This window comes from Desulfobacterales bacterium (assembly GCA_028704555.1).
Classification (GTDB): Bacteria; Desulfobacterota; Desulfobacteria; order Desulfobacterales; family JAQWFD01; genus JAQWFD01.
Genome location: JAQWFD010000002.1, coordinates 1 through 19,432, shown reverse-complemented (window position 1 = coordinate 19,432; position 19,432 = coordinate 1). Strand labels below are relative to the sequence as shown.

Genomic DNA, 19,432 nt, shown 5'->3' with positions numbered 1-19,432 from the left:
ATAGAAATTTTCCCACAGTATTCCCCGTTAATCCTAAATAATCCCGTTTTTTATGTTGAGGTCAATATCTTTATTGAGATATTTATCTTGATTCTATAACGGTACGCTAATACTATCAGCTTACCCTGTGGTCAAAGAAGCCGTATGGCAAATAATACAGAAAAAACAGGACCAGCATCAGGGGTCATCCTTAACCTTGGTCAGGTATCAGAAATATGAAAAAACCGGTAAAATCGTCCATTCTTGTTGCGACAGCGAATGTAGAGGAATTTGTCTCCATTCGGAATTTTTTTGAGGCGACATACCACATAGACTATGCCCCCGATATCGACCATTGCCGGATGCGCTTCCAACAGAAGTCATATGAATTTATGTTTATTGATATCTCATTTCTGATGAATCCCGATGGCAGCCCCGCTGACATTGGCCATTACAAACAAGCGCTGATCCTGTTCTGGCAAAATCCCGGCATGCACATTGTTGTCCTGTCTCCTCAGGAAAAAATCCGGGAAGCCGTTTATGCCGTAAAGGCCGGCGCAGATAATTATCTGACCTATCCGGTTAACCGCGATGAAATTCATTTTTTTACGGAAAGCATTCATGAGGATAAAATAAAACAATCCGAGCTGGATTATCTTCGGGATCAGTTCTGGGAGAAAGAATCCCTGGATTTTATTAAAACCCAGAGCGATATTATGAAAAGTGTCTTCAGCAAGGTTCGTTCGGTTACCGCAACGCGCACCACGGTATTGCTTCATGGGGAAACCGGTACCGGAAAGGGCGTTATGGCCCGGCTGATTCACCGGCACAGCAATCGAAAAGACAAGCAGTTTATTACGGTTCACTGCGGTGCGATTCAGGACACATTGCTGGAAAGCGAGCTTTTCGGTCATGAAAAGGGCGCTTTCACGGGAGCCATCAAACGAAAACTGGGAAAATTTGAAATCGCCCACGGGGGAACCATTTTTCTGGATGAAATCGGGACCATCTCGGCAGCCGCACAGATCAAGCTGCTGCAGGTTCTTCAGGACAGAACCTATGCGCGTGTCGGTGGGGAAGAAATGCTTGAAACCGATGTCAGGATCATCGCCGCCACGAATACGGATCTGAAAGAAATGTGCGCGGCCGGCAGCTTCAGAAAGGATCTGTTTTACCGGATCAGTGTTTTTCCCATTGAAATTCCCAACCTCCGCGATCGCATTGAAGATATTCCCATTCTTGTGGATATTTTTCTGAATCGTTTGAACAAATTCAATTCAAAAGAGATACACGCGGTTCATCCGATGGTCATGGAGGCATTTGCCCGTTATGCCTGGCCCGGCAATATCAGAGAACTGGAAAACCTGGTGGAACGTGGCTATATTCTTGAAACCAGTTCGGTTCTGACCCCGGAAAGCTTTCCCCTCGAACTGTTCCAAAACGATGCCCCCCTTGCGCATCTCCAACTCGATTCATCTCAGGCTCTGGCCGAGGTCAGGCGAAGAGGCATTGAGCATGTTGAACGGCAATATCTAAAAAAACTTTTGACCGACACCAAGGGTAAAATCAATCAATCCGCACTTGCCGCCGGAATCAGCACCCGCCAGCTTCATAAACTGTTAACCCGTTATGGTATTCGAAAAGAAGACTACAAATAACGCTCGCGACCCTATCCACCCTGTTTAATTAATTTTATGTCTTCGGATTATATTTTTTCCCACAGTTTACGCAGATTACACGCAGTATTGTTAATATTTTTAAATAGGATTGGGATTTCCATCGTTTGCCTCAAACGAAGTGCTCCTCCAGCGATAGCGCGCCTCAGCCTGCCCGCAGGGCGCTGATTCAATCTTATGGTGGCAGGGGCGGCAAAAATCGGAACTTTTTGTTCTTCTATTCGGTCCGAAATAAGGAATAACCGGTTCTGATCTGAACCGAACCAGCTTCAGATAATGGAACCGAACACTTACCGAATTTTTATTCTCCTCAGCCCCTTTCTGGGCGGATATTTTCGTTTATTCTTCCATCAACAGGAACTGATTATTCTGTTTTTAACCTCATTGAATCCGCTCATGCCCCTGCTATTCCTGCAGATTGTAAGGCTGGCACTTTAATTGCTTAACTTGAACCAAAAGTGTGCTTTGTCGCTTTATAGTCCGCATCAAACAGCGAATCAGAAACGACGACTATATCCGTCTGATAGGGCCTCGATAAAAATTAATTGCGCATATGAGCAGAATTTTTGTTCGTTTTAAAGGCGAATCAAAGCGAGTACGCTTTGATACAACGCGGAAGACAGACAAAAAGACAAGCAAGACGGTGTAATTTAATTTTCCAGAGGTCTTTCTGTATGGCTGACCGATCGGGTGGATCCTCCATGGGAACGGCAGCAAACGGTTTGGCCGGCATCAAAGCGATTTTGTAGAAACCGAGGGTCGTATAATCTAATAAAATATGTAAACAGAGACATCAGCAATGGAAGAAAAAGTTCTAATTTGTATTCAATGTAATAATCCGTTTGTATTCAGCCTGGAAGAGCAGAATGAATTTTATGCCAAAGGATTTGATGAGCCCAGACGCTGCCCGGCATGCCGGAAAAATAAATCCAGATCGTGCGGCTCAGGAACATCCCATAAGCATTGTGACAAAAAGAAGTTTTTCAGAAAAAAATACGATGAATAGCCTCTCAGTATTGGGGAAAAAGCGGGGGCAATATCTCAGTTGATGCCATCTGTCAGACAGCTCCGGGAGGCACCCCCGAAAATGCGTTAAGGAGAATGATCATGAGAAATGATGATTCAGTTTATCAGGGTGACGAAGACGAGTATGACGAAAGCACTGAATATGATCTGGATGATTATGTTCAAGACATCTTTGACACCTTCATGGGCAATGAGAATATGGACCTTTTGCCGGATGATTATGAGGATTTCTGGGATTGATTCGGCCCCCTCACCTGACCGGAAAAGATCAGTAAGCTCAGATTTACACCGCTTTTGCAAAGAAACAGGACCTTTGGAAAATCAGCGTATCGCGTTTTCCAAAGGTCCTGTTTTTTTTACCTGTTTTCTGTGCCCGCTCCACCCGGATGTTCGAAGGGATCGGCAGGGTGAACAATACGAATAAGAAATAGTGTTATCCTTTTGAAAGGATGTGAAAAAAGGAGGTTCCACCTGTAATGAACGTTGATATGTTAACGGACGGTTCCATGGTTACTTATCTCATGGTCCCCTTTTTAATCTGTCTGTCGCGCATCTGCGACGTGACCCTGGGAACGTTGCGCATTGTGTATATTTCCAAGGGGATAAAATCTCTTGCAGCGGTTATCGGATTTTTTGAAGTTGTGATCTGGTTGTTTGCCATCGGCCAGATTATGCAGAATTTAAATAACGTGATCAATTATATTGCCTATGCGACCGGGTATTCGATGGGTAATTATATCGGGATTTTCGTTGAAAACAAATTGTCGGTAGGCACCCTGATGCTAAGGGTATTTACAAAGAAAAACGCCGATGAGCTGATGGGGGCTCTAAAGTCATCCGGTTACGGTGTTACCCTGGTCCGGGGCAGCGGTATTTACGGACCGGTGGATATCTTTTATACGATTATCCGGCGAAAAGACTACAATGATATCATCAATCTGATTAAAATTTTTAATCCGCAGGCGGTGTTTACGGTTGAAGAAGTAAAATACGTCAATCATCAGCCGTTTTCGATGGGACAGCATATTGGAAACGGCTTTTCGAATCCATTGAGAGCACTGGTGAAACGGCCGGTGTATTGAATGTCCATGGTCAGGGGGTGAGCGGCTGCTATCGTTTTTTCCCGTGTATTATGAAGGGGGCGCTGCTTCCGGTTCCCGGATCGGATGGGTACAGAACATAAAGATCACCGTATTGAGACCGATAATGACTGCGCCGGATACGAACGCGCACCGGAGGTTCAGCATGTCCATAATGATCCCGCCCAGCAGCGATCCGACGAGCATCCCCAGGCTGTGGGCCATCATGATCAGGCCCATGATACTTCCCATGGCACCCGCCCTGTTGCCCTTGATTGTGGCCATTGCCGTCAGCGCCGGCATGGAGATCCCGCCACCGAATCCATAGCACAGATTTGCCAGTACCAGATCCCCGAATCCATGGGCAAACTTATATGAAAACAACGCGAAGACGGTAATGGCGCCGCCTGCTATGACCATTGCCCGTTTATTGATTCGGTCGGCCAGAAAGCCCATGGGTGCGTGCAGCAACCCGCTGATCAATACGGCAAGGATGACGAGGATGCCGATCGAGGAACTCGACAGTGAAAATTCGGTATCCGCAAATACGGGTAAAAATCCCCATATGATTCCGATTCCGGAGGCATAGCCGAACCGGAACAGAAAAAGACCTTTCATATGCCGGTCGGTCAGCAGCTGCGTCCAGGAAACCGGTTCTTTTTTATTGGTGGCCATCTGTTCGGTATCTGTAGGCGGCAGGAAGAATAAACTCAATAAACATCCGATAATCGACAGAACGCCCATGGAGATAAAGGCACCCTGAAGGCTGAAAAGCTCATTGATATATCCGCCAATCAGTGGGCCGATGCTCATTCCGACAAACAGCGAGATATTAAACAGGCCCATGGTGATGCCTTCGTGGCCTTCGGGTGTGATATCGCCCACATAGGCCTGCACCACGGGCATTATCATTGCGGATGCGATCCCTTGAATAAACCGGATCGCAATCAGGGACTCGACATTTGTCGAGAAAATGTAGGCCAGAGATATCAGGGCATACGCCAAAAGACCGCAGACAATAAAGGGTTTGCGGCCTTTTTGATCTGAAATTTTTCCAAAATAGGGGATAAGCAGGGTTCTTGACAGTGAAAATGCGCTGAATATTAACGCGATGTAGATTCCGCTGGCTCCCAGATCATGGGCGTAAACCGGCAGTAGCGGTACGACAATACCGACTCCGGTAACTGAGGTGAAAATGGAAAATGAGAGTGTGCTGAAAACTCTGGTATTAAATTCCTTCATGTATCCTTCCGCAGATTCAACTCACCGGGTTAACCTGAAGCTCACGATACGACTTAACAGCCTGTTGAAGTAAATCTAATACCATTGTGAATGGGACTGAACAAGAATCTTCTGAAAAATATTGCAACCTGTAGTCATATCAGATGACCGAGGGCTGAGTCGAAAGGAAGGAAACGAACAGGTTCGGGTGGCAGCCTGAGGGAGAGTCAACGGCATAAACATACCTTCATAAAGGAGCGGACGAAACAAACGTGTTTCTCCGCTCCTTTAATCCGGCAGAAAATAGACTACGGTTTGATGCGAAAGGGGGATAAAGCTTGTCGCAAATGCAGTCTATCTTTTTTGCTTTTTTAATATCCGAACGGTTTCTGCGATCTCTTCGGGAGTAACGCCCTGACGGATTTTTTCTACGTTTTTCATAACCTCAGCAAATCGGACCCCTTCAGCCGCACTGATCCACTTCAACTGCAGCCGTTCAGGTCGGATACCGAGTTTTTCCATATTTTTGTGAATTTTTTTAATTCGTTTTTCGGTCCAGTGATTGGCATCGATGTAGTGGCAGTCGCCAATGTGACAGCCGCTGACCAGAATTACCGGTGCCCCATGCCTGAATCCGTGCCAGATGAATTTTTCATCCACCCGGCCCGAGCACATGGTCCGGATGAGACGCGCGCTTGTCGGGTACTGAAGCCGGGAGACACCGGCATAGTCAGCCCCTGCATAGGAGCACCAGTTGCAGGCAAACGCCAGAACTTTTTCTTCGGCATTCTCCTCCAGCATGGCATCGATCTGGCTGGTAATCTGCTCATCGGTAAAATGATTCATTTCGATTGCGCCGAACGGACATTCCGCTCCACAGGTACCGCAGCCCGCACAGGCGGCCGTATTGATTACGGCCGGGGTTTTTTTCTTTACATCTACCGTTATGGCGTTGTAAGGGCATACTTCCGCGCAAATTCCGCAGGATTTACAATGTTCGGCAATTACTTTGCAGGTGATGGCCTCTGTGGTAATCTCTCCCTTGTGCATCAGCCGGATGGCCCGGGCAGCGGCCGCCGATGCCTGGGTAACACTGTCTTTGATATCCTTGGGGCTTTCCGAACATCCACAGTAGAACACGCCCTGGGTAGCGGCATCCACCGGCTGAAGTTTCGGGTGGGCCTCCAGAAAAAATCCGTCGGAGGTCAGCTGCAATCCCAGCATTTCCTTAATTTTCTGAGTGCCCTGAGCCGGCCGGATACCAACGGCCAGAACCAGCATATCCAGATCGAAAAATTCAAGCTTGTTAGTGGCCGTATTTTCAACCGCTACTTTGAGACTCCCATCGGGCAATTCTTCGACCGTCCCGGGCAGGCCCCGGAAATAATGAACCCCTGACCGGCGGCTTCTCATATACAGGTCTTCAAATCCTTTTCCAAAGGCACGGATATCAATATAAAACACCTTGATATCCATATCCGGATAATGCTCTTTGAGAACCAGGGTGCTTTTGATCGTGTTCATGCAACAGATATTGGAACAGTACGTGGCGCCTTTTCTCGAAGATCGTGATCCAACACACTGAATAAATCCCACGGATTTGGGCCTTTTTCTGTCTGTGGGACGAATCAGCTGGCCTTTAGACGGTCCGCCAGCATTGACCATGCGCTCAAATTCCATGCTCGTGAGCACGTTCTGATACCGGGTATATCCGTATTCATCGTGTTCCGTGGGATCATATGGCTCAAGACCTGTCGCGATGATAATCGTTCCGACCTTCTCCACGATCTCTTCATCGGACATGTTGAAATTGATACAGCCCTTGTCGCAGACGTCCACGCATTTGGAGCAAACCGAAGGCGTATGCCCCAGACATTCATGGATATTGATCAGGTACGAGGACGGTACTGCCTGAGGAAACGGCTTATAAATCGCTTTTCTGGAAGACAATCCCATCTCGAACTCATCCGGTCGTACTACCGGACACGCGTTGGCACATTCTCCGCACGCTGTGCATTGATCTATATCTACATACCGGGCTTTTTTGACGATTTTTACGTCAAAATTGCCTACAGAACCTTTTACATCCACTACTTCACTCAGGGTGTGGAGTTTAATCCGGGGATGTCGACCGACATCCGTCATTTTTGGCCCGAGTATTCAAATGGAACAGTCCATGGTAGGGTATGTCTTGTCAATCTGGGCCATAACGCCGCCTATGGATGGTTTTTTTTCGACCAGAATCACATCGTAGCCGTTATCGGCAAGATCCAGCGCAGCCTGAATTCCGGCCACACCACCGCCGATGACAAGAGAGCGTTTGGTCAGCGGTACGGTATCCTCGGTCAGCTCACACAGCAGTCTCACCCGTGCAATGGCCATTTTGGTCAGATCGATCGCCTTTTCCGTTGCCTTTTCCGGTTCATGCATATGAACCCAGCTGCACTGTTCCCGAAGATTTGCCATTTCTATCAGATAAGGATTCAGGCCAACAGACTGAATCATCTGGCGGAATGTAGGTTCGTGAAGTCGTGGGGAGCAGGACGCCACCACAATTCGATCCAGTCCGAGTTCGGCGATATCGGCTTTCATTTCCTGCTGACCGGGTTCGGAACACGCATAGACAATATCTTTGGATACGACGACATTTTCAAGTCCGGCAACGGCTTCAGCCACTCTCGCGCAGTCAACGGTCTGGGCAATATTCAATCCGCAATGGCAGACATAAACACCAATTCGCGACGTATTTTCAGCTGAAGGTGCCATTTGTTTAAAGGTACTTATTTCCATAGAATTTCCTTACGTTCTATTCATATCCGGAGGATGGCTCCGGATCATCTATTCCCAGAAAATGGTTCTGGCGATCAGGGTTGTTAAATCCATCATTTCCATCTCGATGTCTTTGCCGAGAAACGGATCTTCCATGGCGCATTTCAAATGAATCTGGCATTTGGGGCATGCGGTTACCAATAGATCGCTTCCGGTCTCTCTGGCCTCCCGTAAGCGGTTGGTCTGAAGCGCTTTGCTGTATGAATCGCAACCGGTCCAGGCACAGTTCCCGCAGCAGATCGATGCGCTTTTATTATGGCGCATTTCCTGAAAGCCCGCGGTCTTTAGATGCTTGATGAGCCTTCGCGGCAGATCGGCTTTATCTTCAAAGCGGCTCAGTCGGCATGGATCTTGAAAAGTTATTCGTTTATCTATTTTTTTAAAATTGACAGCCCCTTTGTCAATTTCCGTTTCTAAAAAATCGTACAGATGGGTTACCGTTGCATTGAGTTTAATACCGTTTTCGGGATAATCATGGGACAGGGTTCGATAGCATTCCGGACAGGCGGTAATGATTTCTTCAACCCCGAGTTGATTAATCATATCTGCATTGAGTGTTGCCAGTTTTTTGAAATTATCCTGATCACCGGACCAGAGCAGGTCGTGTCCGCAGCAGCGTTCGTTATCCAGTACGGCCGGTTGAATATCAAAAAAATTCAGCAACCGCAGTCCGTCAAAGATAATGTTTGTGGTCTCGATCCCGAGATGTCTCCCAAAAAATACATCAAAATAAGGCGCACAACCTCCAAAGAAAAGTACCTTGCTTTGTGCGTCCGTTCGAATATCCGCGGGCAGGTGGCTCCACCGCCTGGTTTTCAGATCCGGCGAGGTCATGGATCTCATCAATGAGTGGAAAAATCCTCCGTGCGCAGGCAGACTGTCAACGCCGGTTTTGCTGATCAGGGTCCGGATATCGCGGATAAACTCCGGAAAATTGACGGCAGACGGGCATCGGTCATAACACAGCCCGCAGGTCAGGCAGGACCATACATGCTTTTGAACCGATGGCGACTCAATATCCCCGGCAATAATGGAAGTTGCCAGGGCTCTGGGAGAAAAGGGCTTTCCGGCCAGCGCCAGAGGACAGGATGAGGTACATTTGCCGCAGTCCTGGCAGGCATAAATATCATGTCTGGAAATGATTTCGGCCAACGCCTGCTTGTCTATGGGCCCGATCAACTCCTTTGCACGGGTTACGACCGGGCTTTTGCCCAGCGCTTTGATGTCGGCGGTAAATTCCTGGAGAAATGTAAGCAGTTCATCCGATTCATCCGGAAGGAATGTCATCAGGCGCAACCGTTCCTTTCCAAGACCCAGATACTCGAGAATATTTCGGGTATCCTCTATATTGTTCTGTGCGGTTAACGTTCCGCTTCCATAACGGCAGGTGCCGGGTTTACAGCCGACCAAAGCTACGCCGTCGGCGCCCTTTTCAAAGGCTTTGAACAGCAATGATTTGCTGATTCGTCCGGTACACGGGATCCGGATCATCTTGACGTCAGGCGGAATATCTGCTCTCTGATCCTGAAGCGTCTGAAATGCCGTGTGGGGTCCCCAGTTACACAAGAATAAAATGATATTGAAATTACCCATGATTACCTTTTGCATATGTTCAGCTATCGTAAAATTATCGGCCTGTGACGGTCTGATTGCTTTTTGTTTTTTGCCTCAAACGAAGTGCTCCTCAAGCGATAGCGGTCCTAAGTCCGCCCGCAGGGCGCTATCCTGGATACCGCGGCCGCTGCCTGGTCAGGATATCAGGATATGGCATTGAACATCATATCGTCTGCATCTGTAGTGTTTTTCCCCAGAAGTTCCTGCAGGGTCTGCTCCAGCATTTTCTGACTTCGATAGGGGCTGTCTGCCGCATTGGACGGACAAACGGAAATGCAGTTTCCGCATCCCTTGCACAATGCTTCGTCAACCGATGCACACCAGCCGCCGATCGCGTTACGGTTCAACGATACAGCCTTGTAAGGACACGCCCGTAAACACCGGCCACAACCCCGGCACAGCGTTTTGTCGATGACGACGGTAAATCCTTTATTCTGGCGAGGTCCCCTCGGCATGACTGCCGCAGCCAGAATAGCGGCTGCCGCGCCTTTCTTTCGTTTAGATACATTAACTCCCGGCGGATCTGACAAAAACAAGCCCGGTATGGAAGTCGCACCCGGATAAAAAAACGGAATGTCGGGAACCCCTTTTTTTTGGTATGAGACCTTGATTTGAACCGGAAGCCCCGCAGCCTGTCTAAAGGGGATGGCCTTGCGGGATTTTTCGCCCAGAATAACGGCGCCCACCTGAAAGGTCTGATGAAAGTCTCCGGATTCCATGTGAATCTGAAAATTGCCAAGGACACCGCTCATTGATTTAACGGCGGACTTATCAAATACGTGAATGTTGGGACGTTCCAATTCTTCGAGCACGGGTTTGCCCGGTAATGTGAACCAGAATACTTCTATACCGATTTTTGCCAGAGACAGAACGCTGTTGACCGATGATTCCGACCCTCCGATAACGGCTGTCGTGAAATTGTAATTTCTGGCCGGAGTGGCCAGCGCTTTCAGTGTTTTTGAACGGCGAATTGAACGCTCGATAAATCCGGAAAACCGTTTCATGGCAATCAGCGGATTGTTCTTGATCAGGCTGAGGACCTCTCCCCTTAAATTACAGGTTTCCACCATGGACCGGCTGATTCCTGTTCCGTCAAAAAGGAAATGCTTCAGACGGCTTCTTTGATCCGTGCATGCGCTACAGACAAAATTCAGAGGGCAGCATACACACGAGGCCAGAACCAGACGGGTGATTCCTTTTTCCCGGACGGTTCTCAATATCTGAGTTGAACCTTCGGGTGTGCAGGCTGCCGGAAGCTCTTCGGCGTGAATCACATCCTTCATGGATGTTAAATTGCCGATGTATTCGCTCATGCCATCCAGCCATCCCATGGAATCATTGCACCGGCAGACAAACACGCCGATTCGAATTTCTGGTGAAAGTCCGGGGTCCGGTGGGGAAAAGGAAATTCCATGGCCTTTGGGCCGGTGAGTTGTCTGCCCCAAAAGCGCCATGGCACCGGCTGCTGCCGCAAACCCTCGAATCATCATGGAATAAACATCCTGCGTTGATGTCCTGGGCCCGTAGGCACGGATGATATCTTCACCCTTGACGTTGGGAATGATGTCCGGATCGGCGATGATAAGGGCGCCGGCATGTTCGATGATTTCTTCAGGCTGCTGCCGATGATTGATTGCGCCGATCGCCTGACATACATCGACACACTCGAGGCATTCGGAACAGATGCCGCACTGAAGACATCTCTCTGTTTCCATGAGTACCTGAGGCTGATTTAACCCCAGCTCGACTTCGCAAAAGTTGGTTGTTCGCACACCCGGCTGACGTTCCGACATCATCGGGCGTGATTGAAACGGAATGTCCGTCGCGATTTCAGGAAAATCTCTGTCTTCAGGGCGGAGTGTCTCCGGCGCGCGCAATCGTTTTCCGCTCAGGTCTTGATGAACAATGCTGGCAGCGTTTTTGCCCATTGCCATAGCGTCGACCACAGAGGCCGGCCCTGATACCGCATCGCCGGTTGCATATATCCCTTTAATCGGGGTGCGAAAAAATTCGTCAACCTCAAACAGGCCCTTGCCGTTAATGGCTATTTCCTGATCAACATCGTCTCCGGTTAATGTGCCCTGCTGACCAATAGCGATAAACGCCCGGTCGAACGGCAGTCCCATCGGCGGGTTCTGTCTGTCGATTACCGGTTTGGGAATACCACGCCCATCGGGTTCACCCTGCAGGGTGGGCAGACACTCTATGGCCTTCAGCCTGCCATCCTGGCCCTTGAAACCGATGACCTGGGTGCAGTCTTTAATCTGAACGCCTTCTTCTATTGCCGATTTGATTTCTTCCGGATCAGCTGGCATATCCTGCTGTCGGCGTCGGTAGACAATGGTGGGGGCAACTCCCAGACGAACCAATGCCCGGGCCACATCTACCGCCGAATTTCCGCCACCGATCACTGCCGCTGTTCCGCCGCTGGGTTTTATTTCCCCGTTGCAGACGGCTTTGAGAAACGGAAGGCAGGCGTTAACGCCTTCAAGCTCCTCGCCCGGGGCGCCTAGTGTCTGATCCGCCCATGTTCCGATAGCGCAAATAACCGCTTTGTATTCCTTGCGGAGAATATTCAGCTCCGTTTTTAGATCGATTGAACGGCCGGTCACGATATTGACGCCGAGCTTACGGATGTAGTCGAGTTCAGTATCGAGGATATCTCTGGGAAGGCGGTGGGGGCCAATGGCATATCGCAGCAGACCGCCGGGCTGGTCTTCTTTTTCAAATACGGTGACCTGGTATCCGAACCTCGCTATATCCGCCGCAGCCGCAAGCCCCGAAGGCCCGGAACCGATGATGGCAACTTTTTCAGTGCGTTTGGTGCTAATGACTTCCAGCTCAATTTCAGCTGCGTTTTTCAGTTCATAATCAGCCAGAAATCGTTTGATGCTGCGGATGGAAACCGGTTCATCCAGATCGCCTCTTCGGCAGGCGTCTTCACACGGATGCGTGCACACCCGTCCGCAGATACCGGGCAGTATGTTATCTTTCCGGATCAGTTTCAGCGCTTTAGCAAACCGGCCGGCATGTGTTAACGCAATATAGCCTTGGACGTTGACGCCCAGCGGGCAGCTTCCCTGACAAACCGGCTGGCGGCGCTTGTCAATGACGGCTCTGCCCGGCAGGCTGCGCCGGCTGTTAATTTTGATGGCTTTTTCGCCATTGGAGAGGTCAACCGGACAGATCTGCACACAACGTCCGCAAAGCGTGCATCGATCCGGATCGACAAAGGTCTGAATCTTGTTGATCCGTACCCGAAATCCCTGCGGGGTATGCTTGATCGATGTCACTTCCGCCGGCATGATACAGTCGATCTCCGAATTTCGAATCATGCGGATCAGTCCTGGCCGATGTGCATGATTAAAGGGAAGTCCGGACTTAAATATCCAGTCCTTATTGGAAAGCTTCAGGTCCATATCGCAGTCGGTGTCCACCAGCGTTACCGGAACTCCCAGTTCTCCGAGTTTGTTGGTCGCAGATATCCCGGCCGGGGTCGCACCGATGACGATGACTTTATGAAGCCGGTCTTTGGATCGTTTCATGAAATGGCTCCTGTTTGGCCTGCTGCCTTCTTTTCCTGTCCCTTGAGCTTGGCTATGCCTGAATCCCAGCCTTTGTTAAACGCCTTGAGGTTTAAGTCCTCAGTGCCTTTCGGGACCGATTCGATAACGGTCTGACGGGCGGCTTCCAGAGAAATCGCCTGGGTCACTGCGGTCGTAAATCCGACCATAATGATGTTGGCCATCATTTTATGGCCCAGTTCTTCAGCGATGCGTGTTGCCGCTATGCTGAAAAACCGTTTTATCCTGCGGGGCCGAACCAGGTCCTGATCGATGACCAGGGTTCCTTCGGGGTTTAACTGGCCGATAAATTTGTCATAGCCGCCCTGAGACATGCAGATGAGGATATCTGCCGTATTGATATACGGATAGTGGATGGCGTCATCGGAAATGATTACCTGAGCGCTGCAGGCGCCTCCCCGGGACTCGGGGCCGTAGGACTGAACCATTGTACTTTCTTTATGGTCCCCTAAAGATGCGGCTTTGCCGAGGATGCGTCCGGTCAGAATAATCCCCTGGCCGCCAAAACCGGTGATAATAATTTCATTTTTCATATTTTCTGAACCTGTGCCTTGGTCATGTGGTCATATTTCGATCAACGGGTCAGGACTGGACGTTATCGGGTCGACAGATTTTATCGTACTGTTCTGTATGGGTTTTTCTGTCTACATCGACAAATTTGCCCAGCACTATGCTTTTTTCCAAATCAATATCCAATTCGAATGGTGAGGCGCCGTTTTTGATGATGCTTTTTTCCTGGTACATTTTTAAGGTGTCCAGCGGTTTTTGTTTGTTGCGCCGGCCATAATTGATGGGGCAGGGGGAAAGCACCTCGATAAAGGAAAACCCCGGTTTCAAAAGGGCCTCTTCTACAGAATTGGTAAATTCACGCGTGTGCAGGGTGGTCCATCTGGCCACATAGGTGGCGCCAGAGGCAATTGCCAGCAGCGGCAGATTAAACGGGCTTTCCGGATTGCCTCTGGGCGTAGTGGTCGTTTTGGCCATATGGGGCGTGGTTGCCGCTGCTTGTCCGCCGGTCATGCCATAGTTGAAATTATTGACGCAAACTACGGTAATATCCACATTGCGGCGGGCCGCGTGAATGAAATGATTGCCGCCGATGGCAAACAGATCCCCGTCTCCGCTGAACACAATGATATTAAGCTCCGGGTTGGCGGTTTTCAAGCCGGTTGCAAACGGAATGGCTCTGCCGTGCGTGGTATGGAATGAATCCGTATTGATATAGCCGGCGGCGCGCCCCGAACAACCAATTCCGGAAACCATCACCACCTTTGAAAGGTCAATGCCGCTGTCCTGGATAGCTGTCAGACAGGATGAAAATGCGGTTCCGATTCCGCAGCCCGGGCACCAGATGTGCGGGATACGGTCCTTTCTCAGAAGGTAATCCAGAGGATGGCCGGTTTTTTTGCTGTCAACACTTACCTGTTCGGACATGGCTTAAAATGCCTCCTTTAATGTCTGGAGAACCCGTTCCGGAGAAATAATCGTTCCGCCCGGATGCCCCACTAAAACGGCGGGCGCCTTTCCGCCGGCGCATCGCTGGACTTCCAGGTGAATCTGGCCTAGATTGATTTCCACGGTCACCAGTCCTTTGACCTGCTCAGCCAGTTCCCGGATCAGGTGTTCAGGGAATGGCCATACGGTAATCAGTCGCAGCAGGCCTGCCTTTATGCCCTGGGCCCGGGCCATATCCACGGCCGCCATGCTGGTTCGGGATGAAACCCCGTACGAAATGATTGCGTAATCAGCATCTTCCAGTTGATAGCGCTCGGTCCGGATGATATCATCCAGATTGTTCTGGATTTTATCGACTATCCGGGTCATCATCTGCTCCTGACATTCCACACTCAGTTCCGGATACCCGCGTTCGTCATGGGTTAAACCTGTTACGTGCACTTTATAGCCATCACCGGCAGCTGGCATGGGAGCCACCCCGTTCGGGCCGGGCTCGTACAGCTTGAACCGGTCCTTTCGTCCCCGGGGCTTGGGGCGTGAGCGCAGAACGATCTTTGAAGCATCGGGAATAACGACCCGTTCGCTCATATGGCCCACAATTTCATCGCTCATGACCAGGACCGGCACCCGGTAGGTTTCGCTTAGATTGAATGCCTCTATGGTTTGATAAAACATGTCCTGCGGTGAGGACGGGGCCAGGGCGATGATTTCATAGTGACCGTGCGAGCCCCATCGGGCCTGCATCATATCCGCCTGAGCCCCCTGGGTGGGCAGACCGGTTGAAGGGCCTCCCCGCTGCACATTGACAATTACGCAGGGGGTTTCCGTACAGACCCCATAACCGATATTCTCGGCCATGAGGCTGAACCCGGGGCCGGAGGTGGCAGTCATGCTTTTTTTGCCGGCCCATGATCCTCCCATCACTGTGGCGATTGCCGCAATTTCATCTTCCATCTGGATATATGTCCCGCCAATCTCCGGAAGCCGTGCGGCCATATGCTCGGCGATTTCTGTGGCAGGAGTGATCGGATAGCCGCCGAAAAAGCGGCACCCTGCCGCTATGGCACCTTCGGCGCAGGCAATATCCCCTGTTATATAATGTTCACCCGTGAGGACTGCTGATTTCATCCCCTACCTCTTTTGTCGTTTAAGCCTAAGGTTTTCATAAAATGAGAGTGCTCCTCAGATTAAAGCCACCGTTATGAGATTGTTTCGGAATAAATGGCAAATTCCGGGCAGATAATCTCGCAGTAATGGCAGTTTGCGCATTCGTCCGGTTTGCTGACAACCGGCGGATGGTATCCTTTTTTATTAAATTTTGAGGAAATCTCCAGTACCTGACGGGGGCAGAATTCGATGCAATATCCGCATCCCTTGCACCGATCGTCAATGATATGTACTACCCCCTTGGCAACCCGTATTTTGTCCACATCAAGTGGAACCCGCCAGAATTCCATAACCCTTTTCCTGTTTTTAGATATGCGGTTTCAATCTATCCTGTTTTAAACAACCAACGATTATATTCATACAAGAGCACAAGTCAAGTCAAAAATATGCGGCAGGTTAAAATAGGAAGATACCCCAACAGTTTGGGCCGGGGTATGAAAGGTATTTAAGGTGGCATTCATTGGGGATGGCTTTTTTATAGAGGGGCCCGGGGGGCAGGTTTCAAAGGATGCATTCAATCATCGTCTGCCGTGGAATGAATTTCATGATACCGCGAGGGTTCCAAAGGGGGTGTTCTTTTATTTGAAACAAAAGGGAGAATTGCGTCAGGTAGAGCCATTCGTTCGAAACGGAAAGATTTGCCAGGCAAGACGGAGCATTCAGTAAACAGCATAAAAAAGAAGAGGGTACGGGGTTTACGGTACAGCGTACCGGGGCGAGTTCCTGTGATTATTTTTTGGCCAAACGCGGAAATCCGTTTGCTTGAATATCAGCACACCTTTCGCATGTTCTCATTTTTGAAAAATGCTGTTTCTTCAGGCAGGTCATCACCTTTCAGACGGTTCGGCCAGCAAGCCCGGATCGTCACACCTCTACCGGGCGTTGAATCGACCGAGAAGGCTCCCCCAAGAAATTCAGTGCGTTCCTTCATGCTGGAAAGGCCGATCCCTTTGACGGAGTTTTTTCTGGAGTCTTTCGCATCAATGGCGAAGCCCGACCCATTATCTTTGATTTCAAATTCAACGGCTTTTTGTGTTTTGATCAGGCGAATGGATACAAAATCCGCCTGGCTGTGTTTCAGAATATTATTCAATGCCTCCTGAAATATCCTGAAGATAGTTATCTTCAGGATATCCGGGACTTCGGACTCCAGGATATCCATGTATTTGTCAATGTGAATTTTCGTGCAGGTTTTTTCAAATTCCCGACAGAACCAGTCCATTGCCGTTAGAAGCCCCAGATCGTCAATAATCGGGGGGCGTAAATCGCAGCACATCCTGCGGATTTTTTCGACCTCCTCTTTGATCATTGGAACCAGGTCGTGCAGGGAATTTGATGCTTCGGCAGCCTCACCGTTTTTGATATTTCCCGTTACATTCATAATCCCGATGATGAGAAAATTCAGGAACTGTCCGATACTTTCATGAAGTTCCCGCACAATTTTTTTTCTTTCCTCTTCCTGAATCGTCAGAAGCCGGCACGATAGAAATCGAAGCTCCGCCTCAGATTTTTGTAACGCCTGGCCCACCGATTTACGCTCTTCTATCTCGGTTTTCAGCCGATAATTGACGTTCATCAGCTCGGCCGTTCGGTCTTTCACCCTGAGTTCCAACTGGTCATGCGCTTTTTTAATCCCCAGCTCAGCCTCTTTCTGATCGGTGATGTCAAGGAAGGAAGCCACCAGACCGGCGACATTTCCGTCGGCGTCATGGTAACAAGCCTTGATGAAAATGCCGTCCCTTGGTCCCTTTGTGATATGCGGCAACCGGTGTTCATAGACCTGCATCCCGCCTGTTTTCATTAACTCCGTATCTTTTTTTTGGTAAATTCGGGCATCCGCAGGCGGCCAGCATTCAAAAACGGTTTTACCCGCTATTTGATGATCAGGGATTCCGATAAATTTGGCAAACGCATCGTTAACGATTCCGTATCGGCCCTGTATGTCTTTTGAAAAAAACGCTATGGGAATGGCCTTGATGGCGGCACTGAAAAGATCTCGGCTTTGTACCGCCGCTGCTTCCGCCCGCTTTCTTTGAACCACGTTGAATGAAAGAATACAGATCGTAATCGCAAGGCCGGTCATGCAGACAACAGTGATCCAAACCGTTTTTTTGTATTCGCTGAACAGACTCATGGGTTGATTGATTACGATACTGCCTTTTGGCAGGTCGGAGACGTGAATATTAAAACGGTGCAACTGTTTGTAATCGAACATGTATCGATTCGGACTTTTTTTTACTACCGGAATGCTTTGAACACTTTCTCCCGATAAAATCCGTGCGGCAATTTTTGCGGCGGACGCTCCTTGATATTGGCCGCTGATCAACAGTCCCCCCACGATTCCATCCCCGAGGGAAAAATCGGTTATTCCATAGATGGGCACCCGGCATATTTCGGAGATTATGGATAAATTTCGGTCGTATTCGAAAAAAGTGCCGGATGCATCGCGGAAAAAGGGGGTGTATAAAACGATACTTTTGGGGGGCAAATTCCGGATCTTTTCAATGACGACATCCATATTATCAAAATAAGTAAATTTTATTGCATTCTGATATTCCGGAATGATTTTCAGCATGTTTTCATATGTTTTACGTCCGGTTTTCGTTCTATCCATGATAACCGCGATTTGTCTGGTATCCGGATGCAGACGCAGAACTGTTTCAATAGAGGCTCTCAAATTCGGTTGTTCGCATACTCCCGTGAACCGGTCATGGCCGGATAAATCCATGTCTGAAAAATAGTTGACGCCGCAGAAAACAACCGGCGTTTTCGGAAGCAGTTCGTCCCGGTATTCACGCAAAAAATCAAACGCGTCATTATCCACGGAGATAATGACATCAAAATGGATATCGGCGAATTTTATTTTATACAAGTCTCTGAGGATTTTAAAATAATCGGGACTGGTAATCCGTTTGGTATCCATATATTCAACGTATAATTCAACGGGTTCTCCATCTTTATTCAATACGGACCTGATGCCGCTCATCACTTCCCGGGTCCACTTGTAATTGACGTGATAGGAATGAAGAATCAGTACGGTTTTTTCAGGTTTGGCAAATGCGGGATGTGGGCTCAGAAGGCCGAGGACGACACTCTGAATGAGACAGACAAAAAATAATCGCGCAACCATGTTGCTGGAATGTATCTTGACAGGCATCTGAATGATTCTTTCTTCGATTTGTACGCATGGAGAATGCAATATGAAAATCAAGTAAAACCAACAGAAGCTTCAGGTTAACTTCTCAGAGGGAGGATGCGATCAATGTTCGCAGCAGCTATAACAACCCGACAGGCTTTCAGAATTGCTGTTATTCTTTATTCAGGGTTTTTAAAAAAAACAAACTTTATTTATTACAAGCGAATAATAAATGTCAAGTTGAATTTGCAGGTAAAAAATTTCTCCAGCTTCATGTTCTGAGATATGGCCGGAGTCATGATCGAGCCGGAACAAATTTTTTCCGGTCCTGCGGCCGGCGGTGACATTTTATCTGTTTTTAACAAAAAAAAGGGCACGTTATCATCCTGCGATGAGGTGCCCTTTTTTGTTTTATAAAGGGAATATCGCTTTGGCCGGAGCCCTAAAGTTCCGGGAGCATGTCCTTCAACTGATCATAGGTAAAGGCCGGGCCGTCAACGCAGACGTATTTACTGCCGATATTGCAGCGGCCGCAGATACCGATGCCGCATTTCATCCGTTTTTCAAGGGTGGTCAGAATCTGGTTGTCGGCAAAACCCATTTCCTTCAGACCCTGGAGTACGAATTTGATCATGATCGGGGGGCCGCAGGTGACGGCAACGCTGT

Annotated in this window: 14 protein-coding genes; 4 read left to right on the top strand and 10 right to left on the bottom strand. The window is 49.0% G+C overall.

What is annotated here, in order from left to right; genetic code table 11:
- The first annotated feature begins 215 nt into the window (after window positions 1-215).
- The 4 genes from PHQ97_01140 (at window position 216) to PHQ97_01125 (ending at window position 3,763) form a co-directional block, all read left to right on the top strand.
- A complete protein-coding gene (locus PHQ97_01140) occupies window positions 216-1,637 on the top strand; it encodes a sigma-54 dependent transcriptional regulator (GenBank protein ID MDD4391336.1) in 1,422 nt (473 codons plus the stop codon).
- A gap of 817 nt (window positions 1,638-2,454) precedes the next feature.
- Window positions 2,455-2,661: a zinc-ribbon domain containing protein gene (locus tag PHQ97_01135; GenBank protein ID MDD4391335.1), complete on the top strand. Its 207-nt coding sequence runs from the start codon at window positions 2,455-2,457 to the stop codon at window positions 2,659-2,661.
- 101 nt (window positions 2,662-2,762) lie between these two features.
- Window positions 2,763-2,921 (top strand): hypothetical protein, encoded by a 159-nt coding sequence (locus tag PHQ97_01130; protein ID MDD4391334.1) that lies wholly within the window; start codon window positions 2,763-2,765, stop codon window positions 2,919-2,921.
- A 236-nt stretch (window positions 2,922-3,157) separates the two neighbouring features.
- Complete coding sequence (locus PHQ97_01125; GenBank protein MDD4391333.1) at window positions 3,158-3,763, top strand: DUF2179 domain-containing protein; 606 nt, start codon at window positions 3,158-3,160, stop codon at window positions 3,761-3,763.
- Between the two features lie 48 nt (window positions 3,764-3,811).
- Here the strand turns inward: PHQ97_01125 and PHQ97_01120 are convergent, their stop codons facing one another.
- The 10 genes from PHQ97_01120 to PHQ97_01075 all read right to left on the bottom strand — a co-directional run.
- The gene (locus PHQ97_01120) at window positions 3,812-5,002 is read right to left on the bottom strand and encodes an MFS transporter (protein MDD4391332.1); all 1,191 of its coding nucleotides are present in this window, start codon (window positions 5,000-5,002) and stop codon (window positions 3,812-3,814) included.
- Window positions 5,003-5,335: 333 nt separating this feature from the next.
- Complete coding sequence (gene hdrA2, locus PHQ97_01115; GenBank protein MDD4391331.1) at window positions 5,336-7,747, bottom strand: CoB-CoM heterodisulfide reductase HdrA2; 2,412 nt, start codon at window positions 7,745-7,747, stop codon at window positions 5,336-5,338.
- Between the two features lie 72 nt (window positions 7,748-7,819).
- Window positions 7,820-9,418, bottom strand: a complete 1,599-nt coding sequence (locus PHQ97_01110) for a hydrogenase iron-sulfur subunit (GenBank protein MDD4391330.1) — start codon at window positions 9,416-9,418, stop codon at window positions 7,820-7,822.
- A 149-nt stretch (window positions 9,419-9,567) separates the two neighbouring features.
- Window positions 9,568-12,969, bottom strand: coding sequence for an FAD-dependent oxidoreductase (locus tag PHQ97_01105; protein ID MDD4391329.1), 3,402 nt, complete (start codon window positions 12,967-12,969; stop codon window positions 9,568-9,570).
- Window positions 12,966-13,541, bottom strand: coding sequence for a 2-oxoacid:acceptor oxidoreductase family protein (locus PHQ97_01100; GenBank protein ID MDD4391328.1), 576 nt, complete (start codon window positions 13,539-13,541; stop codon window positions 12,966-12,968). Before PHQ97_01100 ends, PHQ97_01105 begins: the two co-directional genes overlap by 4 nt.
- A gap of 49 nt (window positions 13,542-13,590) precedes the next feature.
- Window positions 13,591-14,442, bottom strand: a complete 852-nt coding sequence (locus PHQ97_01095; protein MDD4391327.1) for a 2-oxoacid:ferredoxin oxidoreductase subunit beta — start codon at window positions 14,440-14,442, stop codon at window positions 13,591-13,593.
- Window positions 14,443-14,445: 3 nt separating this feature from the next.
- Entirely contained in the window at window positions 14,446-15,591 is a 1,146-nt protein-coding gene (locus PHQ97_01090; GenBank protein ID MDD4391326.1) for a 2-oxoacid:acceptor oxidoreductase subunit alpha, read from the bottom strand.
- Window positions 15,592-15,662: 71 nt separating this feature from the next.
- On the bottom strand, window positions 15,663-15,920 hold the full coding sequence (locus PHQ97_01085; protein ID MDD4391325.1) for a ferredoxin family protein: 258 nt from the start codon (window positions 15,918-15,920) through the stop codon (window positions 15,663-15,665).
- A gap of 479 nt (window positions 15,921-16,399) precedes the next feature.
- Complete coding sequence (locus PHQ97_01080; protein MDD4391324.1) at window positions 16,400-18,787, bottom strand: ABC transporter substrate binding protein; 2,388 nt, start codon at window positions 18,785-18,787, stop codon at window positions 16,400-16,402.
- Between the two features lie 421 nt (window positions 18,788-19,208).
- On the bottom strand, window positions 19,209-19,432 hold a 224-nt coding region (locus tag PHQ97_01075), incomplete at its 5' end, for a heterodisulfide reductase subunit F (GenBank protein ID MDD4391323.1).